We start from the raw sequence: 14272 nt of genomic DNA, 5'->3' as shown, positions 1-14272 counted from the left end.
TTTAAGAGGAGTGCAGCAGCCATTTTGATACCCTCTTTTGATTCAATTTTTGAGATTTCACTTAAAACTTTTTCTAAATCTAAGTCTAAGTTTTCCATTTTACAGACCTCCTGGTTAGTTTAGTCTTTTAGGTTTTATGTTATCATTAATTTAAAAAATATTAAAAATTTTTATTATGCCTCTAAAATATTTTATTAAAAGACACAATTTATATTCTACTCCCTACTCTTTCTTGAAAATTTTGTAAACATTTAAGCAGAAAAACTAATGAATCAATCAAGATAGATGATGCAATTTCTTAAATCGATGATATAATACATCTGTGTTTCTAAAAAAAATAGAAATCTACGGGTTTAAATCCTTTCCCTACAAAGTTACTATTCCATTTTCACCAGGAATTACAGGAATAGTAGGTCCAAACGGAGCTGGTAAAAGCAACGTCCTTGATGCGATTAAATGGGTCTTAGGGGAACAAAGTCCTAAAAAACTCAGGGTTAAGGAGCTCTCAGACCTTATCTTCGCAGGAAACGAAGCCAAGAAAAAGGTGGATTTTGCCGAAGTAAGGATGACCATAAACCATGACCCTCCGGTATGGGAAAAATACAAAGATTTTCCGGAGGTAGTCATTACCAGACGTTTTTACCGAAACGGAGAAAGTGAATTTTTCATTAATCAAAACCCTTGCCGACTTAAAGACATCCAGTTTTTGTTTTTAGAATTAGGTATCAACACCCAATCGTATAGTATCATAGACCAAGGAGAAGTATCTAAATTTATAGAACTTTCCCCTAAAGAAAGAAGAATATTTTTAGAAGACTTGGCAGGGGTTTCTAAGTTTAAAATCACCGAAGAAGAAACCAAAAAAAACCTAAAACTTACTGAAGAAAATCTAATCAGATTAAACGATGTGTTAAAAGAGGTAGAAAATCAATATCATCATCTTAAAAAACAAGCTGAAGAAGCCAAACAATACCTTAACCTTAAACAAAGGTTAGAAAAACTAATAGTAGAAAAAAACCTTTATCTTTGGAAAAAAAACCATCAAGAAAAGAAGGAAATAGAAACTAACATCTTAGGTTTAAAAGAAGAAATCTCTCAAACGGAAAAACAAATAGAAGTTTTAGAAACCGAAGAGCACGTTCTTACTCAAAAACTTTTAGGTTTAGAAAATACCATAAGAAGCTTGAAAGAAGAGATTGAAAGTAAAGAAAAAATCTATAAAGACTGGGAAGGGAGGTTTGGCAACCTACTAAGAGAAGAAAGAGACCTTGTGCATAGGATTGACAAAGAAAAAGTAAAAGAAGAAACTGAAAAAAGTCAGTTAGAAGCCTTAGAGAGAGAAACTTATAACATAGAAGAAACCCTAAACAAACTAAAAGACCAGGCAGAAAAATTAAAAACTCAATTAGAAAAACTCAAAACCCAAAAAGAAACACTTAAAAAACTGTATGAAGAAAAAATATCTCAATTTAAAACAAAAGAAGAAATTTTCTTCAGGTTACAAAAAGAGGTAGAAAAATTTAACGAAAAAAAGCACCTTCTTGAGAGAGAAATTCAAAACTTAACCAGAAAAAAAGAATCTGCTCAAAAATTCTATCAAGATTTGAAATCAGAAAAAGAAAAATTAGAAAAAGAAAACTCTTTATGGGATAACTTTATCGATGAAAAAGAGCAAAAACTAAAAAAATTAACCAACGAAGAGGAACTTCTATCTAAAGAAATAGAAAAACTCATACAAGAATCCAACCAGCTAAAACTTGCTGTCGAAAACCTGAAGGGAGAAAAAAAATCTATAGAAGAAAAAATTTTATTAATCAACAAGTTATTGCCTAACAAAGATAAAAAGTTTTTCAAAAATTTACCATTTAAAATTGATTTTTTGACAAATTTTCTGACGATAAAAGAAAAAGAAGATTTGGACTTATTAGAAATAGTTTTTAGAGAAGACCTAAACGCGATTTTGATAGAAGGATTGCCTTCTATCAAAACAATTTCAGGGCATGTAAAAGAAAATACAGTTCTTTTCCTTAAAAATCCAAAGTTTATAAGTTTTTTTGAGATAGAAAAAGATGGAGAACTTACAGAGGCACTTTTAGAAAGTTATGCCAAAAATCCTCGTTTTATTTACGTTAAAAAAGAAGGTTTACTTTTTACTCCATTTGGGTTTATTTATGTTTTAAAGAAAAAAAATGAAGGTAAGATTCGTCTTCAAAAGGAATTAGAAGAACTTTCCCAAGCAAAAATACAGGTTGAAGATAGACTTAAAACCTTAACATTGGAGGAACAAAACCTAAAAGAAAGGTTATCTTCTTATCAAACCAAACGCAATCAATTTTTAAACGAAATAAGAAAACTAAAAGCTGAAATAGAAAACATACAAAAACAGAAACAAAATTTTCAACTTTCATGGGTAAAAATTGAAGAAAAAGAAAGCAATGTTAAAGAAAGACTGAATCAAATCAATCAAGAGATTAATAGACTTAACCAGGAAAAAGAGAAAATTGAAAACTATTTCCATCTCGTTAAAAATGAATTAGAACAAAATAAAGAAATCTATCAAAAGAACAAGGCAGAAATAACTGGTTTAGAAAGACAAATTAAAGACATAGAAACTTCTTTAAACAAACTTCTACAAGAAACAATCCAAATAAAAACCAAAAAAGATAGCCTTTTACAAAGAAAAACAGAGATCCAAAAACAGGCTGAAAAACTAAAAAATAATCTAAAAACATATCAAAATTCTATAGACCTTCTTCAACAACAACTCCTACATATAAAAGATAGGTTGAAAGAGGTCAGAGAAAAAAAAGATTTTTATTTAAAAGAGATAGAAGGTCTAAAAAAGGATTTAGAGAAAGTTAATCAACAAAAAATTGAAGTGGAAAAAAACTTACGCTCTTTAGAGCAACAAAAAAAACAAAAAGAAAAGGAGATTAAAGCCTTAGAAACCCAAATCTATAACTTAGAAATAAGGCTTACTGAGAAAAAACTTCTGTTAAAAAATCTAAAGCAAGCCTTAGACGGAGTAGAGTTTGATCCTTTTTCTCTTGAAAACGAAGAACTGGATAATAAAATAGATTTAAATCTTTTAGAAAAAGAAATTCAAGAGTTAAAAGAAGTTTTGAAAAATTTTCAAGAGATAAATTTAGCGAGTATCAGAGAATTTGAAGGAATTTCTGAAAGATACCATCAACTCCTTAATCAAAAAAAAGATTTAGAAAAAGGAATCGCAAAACTTCAAGAAATTCTTGAAAATCTAAAACAGCTTTCTAAGGAAAAAATCCAAACGACTTTACAAGAAGTAAACCAAAAGCTCTCTGAAATTTTTTCCCTGATTTTTAAGGGAGGAGATGCTCAACTTATCTTTAATGGAGATGACCTTTTAACCGCGGGACTTGATTTTCAAGTGAAAATACCAGGAAAAAACATAAAACATCTAAATATGCTTTCTGGAGGGGAAAAAGCTCTATGTGTATTGGCAATTTTGATAGCTTTTCATCTGGTAAAACCAGGACCTTTCTGTATTTTTGACGAGGTGGATGCACCACTTGACGAAAAAAATTCTCTTAAATTCATCAGGTTATTAAATCTTATAAAGAAAAATTCTCAGATTATCCTTGTAACCCATAATCCTAATGTGATGAAAGAAGTAGATACCCTTTTAGGGGTAACCATGGAAGAAAAAGGAATCTCTAAGGTGTTTATCATAAAACCATTTGAAAGGGTTAACGAAGATAGGTATCAAGAAGATTGGTTAAAGCATGCTCAGAGATAAGAGAAGTTAAAGTTTCTCTATCTTTCATAGGCATTTCGATAAATTTTACCCCAAATTCGGTGTTAAACCTTTCGGTTTTTACCCACCTAATTTCTGCTTTACATTTGATAGAATTTTTCCATTTTATCAATAAATTGATAATATCTCCTTCATACAAAGGTATATCTCTTTCGGTTTTTAGTCGAGCACCTTCTATGCTTAAATCTAAAATCTCTACCTGAAAAACCTGCCCTTTCTCTGTAGCAACCTTGCCCTCCAAACGAATCCTATAGCGGGTATAATATCTTTTATCTCTTTCATACATAAAAAACTCTTTTAATTTTTTTGAAGGTCTTCTATGTAACGCAAAATTACTTTTAGTCTATCCTTAAACTCTTGATAAGCTCCTTTTTCTTTTTCTACCACCTCCTTAGGTGCTTTTTCTAAAAATTCCTGATTGCTAAGTTTTTTTTCTATTTGTTTTAGCTTAGACTCAAGTTTTTCCTTTTCTTTGGTTAACCTTTGTACCTCTTTTTCTAAATCTATAAGGTTTTCTAAGTTTATTAAAACTTCTCCCTTAGATAAAATATAAGATACTTCTCCTTTATTTTTAGTATGTTGTTTTACTCCCTCAATTTTCTTTACTTTAGCCAAAAACTCTATTACCTCGTTTTCTTGAGATAGAAGATTTAAATATTGATCTTCAGAACAATGATAAAAAACTTTTAGATCTGTCTTAGCCGTAAGACCATATTCTGCTTTAATATTTCTTATACCAATGGTTAACTCCTGTAAAAATTGAACTTTTTCTTCTGCCAACTCATCTAACAAATGTTCTTTAAAAACAGGGTAATTAGTTTTTATTATATGTTCTGTATCCTTTTTTGGCAAGTAAGCCCAAATCTCTTCAGTAACAAAGGGAATAAAAGGATGCAGTAATTTTAAACAGGTGGTTAAAACCTCTAACAATACTTTTTGTGTTTGAAGTTTAGTTTCTTCTTTCTTAAGGTAAACCTTGGCTACTTCTAAAAACCAATCACAAAATTTACCCCAGAAAAAGTGATAAACCTCCATAGCTGCCTGATCAAACTCAAATTCTTCCAGTTTTTCTCTGACCTTTTTAACCGTTCTCTGAAGTTCAGAAAGTATCCATCTATGCCACAAAGGTAGTTTGGCTGGTGCTATTTCTACTTCAGCGGATTCTGGTTCAATGTTCATAAGAACAAACCTACTTGCGTTCCATATCTTGTTGATAAAGTGTTTAAACCCCTCAATCCTCGCCTCAGAAAGCTTTATATCCCTACCTTGAGCAGCAAGGGCTATCAGGGTAAACCTTAGGGCATCTGACCCATATTTTTCTATCATTAACAAGGGGTCTATCACATTACCCCTGCTTTTACTCATCTTTTGACCTTTTTCATCTCTCACCAAAGCATGTATGTAAACTTTTTGGAAGGGTATCTGACCCATAAAATGAATTCCCATCATGATCATACGAGCTACCCAAAAGAAAATGATATCAAAGCTGGTAACCAAGACAGAGGTAGGATAAAAGGTGGTTAAAGTTTCCGTTTTTTCAGGCCATCCCATCGTAGAAAAAGGCCAGAGAGCTGAAGAAAACCAGGTATCAAGCACATCTTCATCTTGATAAACCTTTTCAGAATTACAAACAGGACATCTTTCTACCACTTCTTCCTTACTGACGATGGTTTCCCCACAGTCTTTACAATACCACACAGGTATACGATGTCCCCACCATATTTGACGAGAGATACACCAATCTCTTATGTTTCTCATCCAATCAAAATAAAGATTCGTCCAGTTTTCTGGTATAAACTTTATAAACCCGTACTCTACAGCTGCTATAGCAGGCTGAGCCAAAGGTTTGGTAACCACAAACCACTGTTTAGAAACCAAAGGCTCTATTACCGTATCACATCTATAACAGTGTCCTAGTATAAGCTTATAATCTTCCTCTTTTTCAAGAAATCCCTGAGTTTTTAAATCCTCTAATACCTTTTTTCTCGCCTCATATCTTTCCAGTCCCTTATAAGGCCCAGCTTCTTCTGTCATAAAACCATCTTCACCTATTACTTTTACTAATGGTAGGTTATGTCTTTTAGCCATTTCAAAATCTGCAAAATCATGGGCTGGGGTAACCTTTACTGCTCCTGTTCCAAACTCAGGGTCTACTGACTTGTCTGCTATTATCGGTATTTTTCTTCCTATCAAAGGAAGAACCAAAAACTTACCTATTAAAGCCTTATATCTTTCATCTTCGGGATTTACAGCAACAGCGGTATCACCCAGCATGGTCTCAGGTCTGGTAGTAGCTACCACCACAAAACCTCTACCATCTTCTAAAGGATACTTCAAGTACCAGAGTTTTCCCTGAGTTTCTCTCATCTCTACCTCTAAATCAGCAAGAGCAGTGCCACAACGAGGGCACCAATTTATGATATAATCCCCTCGATAGATAAGACCTTCTTTCCAAAGGTTTACAAAAACCTCTTTAACTGCCCTCGAAAGGCCTTCGTCCATTGTAAACCTTTGGTATGACCAACTACAACTTGCCCCTAATTTTTTCAACTGGTCTATGATGATGTTGCCACATCTTTCTTTCCATTGCCAAACCCTTTCTATAAATTTCTCCCTTCCTAAGGCTTGTCTGGTCAAACCTTCTTTAGCGATTTCTTTTTCTACCACGTTTTGGGTAGCTATTCCTGCATGATCAGTTCCTGGGATCCATAAAACATCGTATCCGTCCATCCTTTTATAACGTGCTAACACATCCTGTATGGTGTTGTTTAAGGCATGACCTATATGCAAAACCCCTGTTACGTTTGGAGGAGGGATAACTATAGAAAATTTTGGTTTATTTTTGTCAAAAGATGGTTCAAAATATCCTTTCTCTTCCCATACTTTATACCATTTGTCTTCTACTTTTTTAGGTTCATAACTTTTGTCGAGGATCAACTCACTCAAAGCTCTTCCCTCCTTTTATCGTTTTCTCCTATAATCTTGCCAACCTAACTACTATTGTTCTGTAGAAATTACCTGAGTGCCTACCCCTTCGTCAGTAAAAAGTTCTATGATTAAGCTATGAGGGACTCTTCCGTCTATGATATGTACTTTTTTTACTCCTCCTGCTAAAGCCTTTTTGGCACTCTTTAACTTAGGGATCATACCCCCTTTAGCGATACCGGTCTCTATCAATCGGTCTATATCTTTTATGGTTAATGTAGAAATTAAGTCACCTTTTTCATCCTTAACTCCTTCTACATCAGAAAGATAGACCAATTTTTCAGCTTTAAGCGCAACAGCCAAGGCTCCTGCTACTAAGTCTGCGTTTATGTTATAAGCCTCTCCGTCTGGTCCTATTCCTACTGGAGCAATAACCGGAATGAAATCTTTTTCTATCAAAGTAAAAAGGACCTGAGGATTAACCTCTTTTACTTTCCCTACCCTTCCTATGTCTATGATTTCTGGAGGTCTATCTTCCCCTCTGTATTTATAAACCTTCATTTTTTCTGCAACGATAAGCTCTCCGTCTCTTCCAGAAAGTCCTACTGCCTTTACTCCAGCTCGGTTTAACAAACTCACGATGTTTTTATTCACCGTCCCTACCAGCACCATCTCAACCACATTCATGGTCTCTTCATCGGTAACCCTTTGTCCTTCTATAAAAACAGGTTTCAACCCCATCCGTTCCATAACTTGATTAATCTGAGGTCCTCCTCCATGAACTATCACAGGACAAATTCCTACATACTTCATCAAAGCAACGTCCTGGGCAAAGTTTTGTTTAAGAGATGAATCTACCATGGCATGACCACCATATTTAATAACCATGATCTTTTTATAAAACTCTCTAAAATAAGGTAAAGCCGAAATAAGTATTTTTGCCTTTTCTAATATCTCCATAGTAGAAACTCCTTACCAAAGAGCAGGGGCATGAATAATGTAACATCTCATAGGAACTTCTCCTTTTACCTTTAAACCATGCTCCTCTTTAGGAAGTATGGTTACGATATCTCCGGCCTTGATAGGTTCCCACTTTCCGTTAATAAAAATTTCTCCTTCTCCTTGAAGCACAAAGATGGTGTCAACCTCTTTTTCGTGGGTATGTATAGGAAGTTCTGTTTCACCAGGAATTTCAAGAATGGTTATACTTGCTTCACAACATACGTCTTTGGTAACCACAAAACCTATTTTTACCCCTTCAAACTTAGGATGAGATTTCATTTCAACATCAGCTATGTTTATTTTAACTCCCATATGCCTCCTCCTTCATTACTGTATTTTTTCTTTTACTCTATAAACTACCATATGAGGAAAATCATCTAACACCAACTCAAAATAAGTAGGATCATAACTTCTAAGAAGATACATCTTATTAAATAAAGTTTCAGCTAACATAGGATTAAGGATAAAAAGGGCGGCGTGATTCTCTTTAAACTTTACTATCTCAACTATCACTCCATTTTCAAAAAATTTCTTTTCTATCATTCCTTTAGGGTCTTTTACCACCAACTTTTTAATGGGAATGCTCTGGTTACCGGCAGTAACAACTCCTACATTTAGGTCTAATTTAGCGCCTATGTCCTGGCAATCAAGCACGTTGGCTGTGGTCATAGAGCATTTTTCAGGGGCTATGATGTTTTCATGAATTCCCTGTTTTTTATCAAAATCATAGCTGCCAAAATAATGAATCCAGGCAAATTTTGGTATCAAGTCTACGGTAAAAACCCAATAAACCGGATGTTTTATGTCTTTACTAAAGTATCCTTCTTGAACCTTTTTAACCAGTTCTTTGGCTGATATCCCTTTTTTTAATTCTTCGGCAATCCCTTTTAACCCATAGTTGGTAATAAAAGAAGTAATAAACCAAGCTTCTTTTGGGTCGCTGGTAGTAAAGCTTCTTGCAATAAAATAGGTTTTAGGAGAAGCCTGTGAACCTCCGTCATGAAAGGTAGGTCTTCTTGAATAATACTGAAAAGCATAACCATAGTCCCACCAAGTCCATATAGCCGAACCTTGAGGAGTTCTTTGTTTTAGATAATCCATGTCTTTTACGATAGGGCTAAAAACCTTAGGATAGCTTGCCCAACTTATTACTGGTTTCTGTACAAGAAATACCAAACCTAAAAACAAACTTCCTATAAGGTTTACTATAATAACCTGTTTTTCCTTTTGCTTAAAAAGGTCTAAATACCCAAGGGCTTTTTCAAAAAGAAAATGTACCAAAAAACCTATCCCAATCCCTATAAAAGGCGAGAGATACATGATAAATCTTGCCCCTGATACAAAAGATAAAAACCCAATCCCTAAGAAAGGAAGCAAAAACAATAAGTTTTTAAAATGATAACCAAAGCATAGAATTACCCCTAAAATTCCTAAAATCCCTAACACAGGACTATAAACTGCTGTTTCAAGAACCTTATCAAAGCTTTCCCTCTGCAACTCAGAGATAGACATAAAAACATTAGGAAAATCTTTAAAAAGTTGTTCTGCGCTGGTGGTGGTTTTGAGGTTAAAAACAAGGGTTTTTACCTGTATAAAAAGATGATAAGGGCCTTCGTATATGTACCATATCTGAGGAACAATTAGGATGACTAAATAAAGATAATCTTCCTTAGTAAATCGTAATTTCTTATCCCACAGATATCTTATCAAAAACGTCAAAATCAACACAAAACACAAATTAGGATGACCATACCAAAGGAAATAGAAAAGAACCACCAGAGAGGCAAGGCTAATCCATAAGTACTTTGACCTGTTTTTAGCAGATATGAAGAATTTATAAAAAAAATAAGCTGCTAAAAAAGGTAAAGTAAGATTTAGAACATCCTGATCCAACCTCATAAGATTGGTCCTTCCCCAGTACATAGGAGAGGCAACGGCTACCAACCCCCCGAGTAAACCTGCATAAGCACATCCAAGGTCTTTAAAATAGAAGAAAAGTGGGAGCACTACCGAAACGGCTAAAATTGGGATTAGATAAAAAGTGAGGGTCTCAAGAGAAAGGTTAAACCATTTGGAAAGATAAGCCCAGATCACACTAATAAAAACACCAGGTACCTGATATTTAGTATAAAATACACTCTTTTCGTCCAGTTTGGCAGAAGAGGAATTATCTGGAAATATTCGATAGTGGTCTATCTCTCCGGCTCTAAAAACCCCCTGTTTGATGTCTTCAGCTAACCTTGCAAAATAGAAAGAATCATATTCGCTGTAAATAGGCCTGTCTTTGTAATAAAAAAGGGCTTGATTAGAGTGCCAAAAATTATTGTCTTCAAACCTTATGTAAAGTCCCCAAAAAATAACGATAAGCAACAACAAAAAAGGATAGTAAATTTTTAAAAATTTGTCCATTTTAACCCCTCAATATAAACTGACAAACTTATAAAAATTATATTAAAAAATTTGTGAAAAACAAGAACTTGTTTGTTTATATCATCTTTTTTTCGATTTTTTGGTATTTTGAGAGGTAGATTTGGCCTTTTTCTTTTTCTTGGAATCCTTTTTAGAAGATTTGATGTTTTTAGATTTCTTGGAAACTTTTCGAGATTGTTTGTTTTTAGAGCCAGTCAAAGATTGATTTTGAGCTGAGTTTTCTAAAATTAAATCATCTTCTGACAATTCAGCATTAGCAAAAGTTACTATATAAAAAGTCCCATCAGAGGTTGTCTTTTCTATCAACTTTAATTGTAGACGGTTTAGATTATCCTGTATTTCCTTTTTTTTACCTTGGGGAACTTTGAGTAGATAAGGTTTGCCTGGTGGTGTTATTTGTCTTCTAAGCTCTGCATTCATCCTCAAAAGCAGGTCATAGTTTATCCTACCAGCTACAGCAAAAACCTTAAGGTCAACCCCTCCGTTAACCTCCATCTCTTCATATTCCAAAGCCTTAGGCTCTAAGGGTTGAAATCCGTATTTTTGGGGATTTTTAATTATAAAGGTAATAGCCATCCACTGAGGGAGATAAGCCGCTGTCTCTAAAGGGAGGCTACCTGAGTTTAATAATTGCCAATAATCTATAAAGTTTTTAGCCCTTAAAATCCTTAAAAGCCTACCTTCTCCAAGGTTATAACTTGCTACTGCAGGCCTCCAGTCTCCAAAGATGGCATAAAGTCTTTTTAAGTAAAGCGCTGCCGCATGGGTAGACCTGATAAAATCTTTTCGCTCATCTACCCAGTAGTCTATTTTTAATCTGTAAGATCTACCGGTTTTTTCCATAAATTGCCAGATTCCAACCGCTCCTGCCCTTGAAATCGCAAAGGGATTACAACCACTTTCTATAAAAGCAAGATAAACCAGATCCTCAGGAACTCCATACTCTCTAAAGATAGTCTTAAAATAAGGAAGATACGGAGTACAACGTTTAAGCCACCTTTCTGTAACTTCCCTTCTATCCTTGGTAAAATACTTTATAAAATAAGCTACTTGATCGTTTATGTCTTGAGGTAAATTTTTGATAACCTTAGGAGGAAGTTCTTCTAAAACCTCATAAACCTCTTCGTCTTGTGGATTGATATTTTGAGAAAAAGCAGGTAAATCCCAGCTTAACCCAAGAAAAATCGTTAAACCTATGGTTAAAAACCACTTAATCACTATACTAAATCTTTTATTCTTGTAAATTCCGCCATTCATCACTTAGAACCTTCAAGTTTAAATAGGTATCTTCCTCGTTGTGAGCTTCTGAAGTCAAGATTGGTACTATCTTTTTCTCTTTTAAAAACTTGAAAATGGCGTTAAACTTCAATACCCCTTTCCCTAAGGCTAAATGGTCGTCTTCTTCCCCTAAGTTATCATGGCAATGAATTTCCTTCAGATATGGATAGAGGATATCTAACCAGTTAAGCTCGTCTTTTTTAGAAAACACCCTTCCATGGGCTGGGTCAAAACACCAACCAACTTTTCCAGAAAAAGCTTCAAAAATAGGTAACATAAACTCAGGAGTAGGTTCATAAACATTTTCTAAAGATAGAGACAACCTTTCTTCTTGGATAAACTCCAGCAATTTGTTTAAATTTTCTATAAATATAGAACGCCATTCTTCTTTTAATTCGTGGTAATTATAGGAGTAACCAGAATGGAGTACAAGGTTTAAAGGTTGGAAAAGAGAGGCCCTTTCAAAGGCAAGAAAGATCCTTTTTATGCTCACTTCTCTTATCCATAGGTCAACAGACCCTATAGAAAGGTCTATAAACGGTAGATGAACAGTGGTCAAAATCCCTTCTTTCTTAATCAGGTTAGCAACCTCTTTAAAGGTATGATAAGAATAACTATCTAAAGAAAAAGCATTTAAAGATACCTCAACGTTTATTCTATTCTCTAAAACCAAAGAAAGATACTTTTCTTTTAAAAGGTTAAAAGGAATGGAAACAAAAACCAACGGTCTCATTTTTTATCCTCTTTTAAAAAACTCTCTTACCCAATAGACTACATGGTCTATTTCTTCTGAGGTTAGATATGGGAAAAACGGAAGGCTTAAAACTTCTTCGGCAACTTTTTCGGTTATAGGAAGCATACCTTTTTTAAAACCTAAATCTTGATAAACTGGTTGCAGATGTAAAGGATGTTCATAATAAATCCTGGTTGCGACCCCTTTTTCCTTAAGAAATTCCTGTAGGTCCTTTCTATAAGGAGTCCTTACAGTAAAAAGAGACCAGCTTGGGGTATAGGTTTTAGGAATTTTAGGTAGAAAAAGCTCAGGCTCAAGATCTTGCAATCCTTTTATATAAGCTAAAGCATATTTTTTTCTGAGTTCTAATTCTTCCTTAAAATATTTAAATTTTACAAGCAAAATAGCAGAATGGATTTCATCCATCCTTCCGTTTATACCGTGATATTCATAAAAATAAGGTTTGGTCTGTCCATGTTCTTTTAAAATTCTAACCCTCTTTTCTATCCCTTCGTCTGCAGTAAAAACCATCCCGCCATCTCCAAAGGTGGAAAGAGGTTTGGTAGGATAAAAAGAAGTGGCAGAAGCAACCCCAAAGGTTCCAACAGATCTATCAAGTATCTTAGCCCCAAAGGCCTGGCAAATGTCTTCTATAAGTAAAATCCCTTTTTCTTGGCAAAACACTTCAATCCTTTCTAAATCAGCAGGAATACCAAATAAACTTACTACTATAGCTCCAGAGACCTTTTTACCTCGTTTCGTAAGATAAAGATAAGCCTCTTTTAACGTTTCTAAGGAAACATTAAAGTTAGATTCTTCTATATCAACAAAATAAGGAATAAGTCCAGCCCTTACTACTACCTCAGAAGTAGCAATAAAAGTAAAAGAGGGTACTAACACATAACTTCCTTGAGGTAGGTCTAAGGCCTTAAGTATTAAATATAAACCTTCTGTGCCTGAAGAAACTCCTATAGCATAGGGAATGTCTAAAAAAGAAGCCAAAGTTCTTTCTATTTCTTTTGTATAAGGTCCATTCAAATAAATTCCACTTCTTAAAACGTTAATAACTTCTTTCTCTATCTCTTCTCCATATTTTTGATATCCTCTTTTCAAGTCTAAAAAAGGAATCTCCATGTTTTCTCCCCTTTACTTAAAAATCTTAGTTATTATACTTTATTTGATTAGATAAAACAACCCTTTACTAAACAATCACAAAAACCTTGAACTTACTTGATGAAAAGACTACTTTTTTACCGGAGAGGAGGATTAGGTGATACCCTTCTTACGTTTCCGGTTCTTGAGGTTTTAAAAAGTCAAGGTTATAAAATAACTGTCATAGGGGTTAAAGCCTATTATCAATTAGCTCAAAAAATTGGATGGGTAGACGAGATCTATGAAGACCTTTATCCGAGAGTGTTAAACCAACCCTATGATTTAAAAATTTTCTTCTCTAAAAAAGAAGGGTTCGACCCTTTTCCTTCAGAAAGACTCTGGCTGTTAGACTATTACTTTGGTTGTTTAACCATACCTAAAAAGTTTTCTCAAATTTTACCTGTCGAAGGATCAACTGAAAGCATCCTAAAAAACAAGGTAGTCCTTCATCCAGGAAGTGGTTCCTCTAAAAAAATCCCTGATTTTTCGCTTTTTTCGATGATAGAAAAATTTTTAAAACAAAAAAACATTGATTATGTTTACATAGTAGGAGAAGCTGATAAATGGATAAAGGATTTTACCTCAAATTTTTTGGAAGTAAAGGACATTGAGGTTTTAGCTAAGGCTTTAAAAACCGCTCGAGGATTTATAGGACTTGATAGTGGGATATCACACTTGGCAAGTTATTTAGGGATAAAAAGTTTTATCTTTTTTGGGCCCACAGACCATATTGTGTGGCGTCCGATAGGCCCTAACCATACCATCATAACCTTAGGTTTAACCTGTAGTCCCTGTTTCCCTAAGATCTGTTCTGAAAGACCTTGCTTAAATCCTCAAGAGCTTTTCTTTAAATTTTTAGAAAAGGCAGATTTATAGAGATTTTTTAAATAATTTTATTTGTTTTTTCTATTAGATGGTTTAGGCTAAGATGTTAAACTTAGAAATTTGAAAAAATTTTC

10 protein-coding genes are annotated in these 14272 nt (G+C 34.0%); 2 read left to right on the top strand and 8 right to left on the bottom strand.

Annotated features, from left to right (window positions below; genetic code table 11):
* Window positions 1-322 precede the first annotated feature (322 nt).
* Window positions 323-3775, top strand: a complete 3453-nt coding sequence (locus tag G580_RS0107480) for an AAA family ATPase (RefSeq protein ID WP_028841653.1) — start codon at window positions 323-325, stop codon at window positions 3773-3775.
* Here the strand turns inward: G580_RS0107480 and G580_RS0107475 are convergent.
* From G580_RS0107475 to G580_RS0107440, 8 genes are all read right to left on the bottom strand, one after another.
* Window positions 3726-4079: a PilZ domain-containing protein gene (locus G580_RS0107475; RefSeq protein WP_028841652.1), complete on the bottom strand. Its 354-nt coding sequence runs from the start codon at window positions 4077-4079 to the stop codon at window positions 3726-3728. The two genes, G580_RS0107480 and G580_RS0107475, sit on opposite strands and share 50 nt — an antisense overlap.
* Before the next feature lie 11 nt (window positions 4080-4090).
* Complete coding sequence (locus G580_RS0107470; RefSeq protein ID WP_028841651.1) at window positions 4091-6739, bottom strand: valine--tRNA ligase; 2649 nt, start codon at window positions 6737-6739, stop codon at window positions 4091-4093.
* Between the two features lie 51 nt (window positions 6740-6790).
* The gene (gene argB, locus G580_RS0107465; RefSeq protein WP_028841650.1) at window positions 6791-7678 is read right to left on the bottom strand and encodes an acetylglutamate kinase; all 888 of its coding nucleotides are present in this window, start codon (window positions 7676-7678) and stop codon (window positions 6791-6793) included.
* A gap of 12 nt (window positions 7679-7690) precedes the next feature.
* Complete coding sequence (locus G580_RS0107460; protein WP_028841649.1) at window positions 7691-8032, bottom strand: cupin domain-containing protein; 342 nt, start codon at window positions 8030-8032, stop codon at window positions 7691-7693.
* Between the two features lie 15 nt (window positions 8033-8047).
* On the bottom strand, window positions 8048-10129 hold the full coding sequence (locus G580_RS0107455) for an STT3 domain-containing protein (RefSeq protein WP_028841648.1): 2082 nt from the start codon (window positions 10127-10129) through the stop codon (window positions 8048-8050).
* Window positions 10130-10210: 81 nt separating this feature from the next.
* Window positions 10211-11407 (bottom strand): lytic transglycosylase domain-containing protein, encoded by a 1197-nt coding sequence (locus tag G580_RS11080; RefSeq protein WP_051173240.1) that lies wholly within the window; start codon window positions 11405-11407, stop codon window positions 10211-10213.
* Complete coding sequence (locus G580_RS0107445; protein WP_028841647.1) at window positions 11382-12161, bottom strand: sugar phosphate isomerase/epimerase family protein; 780 nt, start codon at window positions 12159-12161, stop codon at window positions 11382-11384. The genes G580_RS11080 and G580_RS0107445 overlap by 26 nt, the downstream gene beginning before the upstream one ends.
* Before the next feature lie 3 nt (window positions 12162-12164).
* Complete coding sequence (locus tag G580_RS0107440; RefSeq protein ID WP_028841646.1) at window positions 12165-13295, bottom strand: DegT/DnrJ/EryC1/StrS family aminotransferase; 1131 nt, start codon at window positions 13293-13295, stop codon at window positions 12165-12167.
* A 99-nt stretch (window positions 13296-13394) separates the two neighbouring features.
* Here G580_RS0107440 and G580_RS0107435 point away from each other — a divergent pair, with 99 nt between their 5' ends.
* Window positions 13395-14189, top strand: coding sequence for a glycosyltransferase family 9 protein (locus G580_RS0107435; RefSeq protein WP_028841645.1), 795 nt, complete (start codon window positions 13395-13397; stop codon window positions 14187-14189).
* Window positions 14190-14272 lie beyond the last annotated feature (83 nt).

This window comes from Thermodesulfobacterium hveragerdense DSM 12571, from assembly GCF_000423845.1.
GTDB lineage: Bacteria > Desulfobacterota > Thermodesulfobacteria > Thermodesulfobacteriales > Thermodesulfobacteriaceae > Thermodesulfobacterium > Thermodesulfobacterium hveragerdense.
Note: the sequence above shows the minus strand (reverse complement) of the source record. Positions and strands in the feature narration are given on the sequence as shown.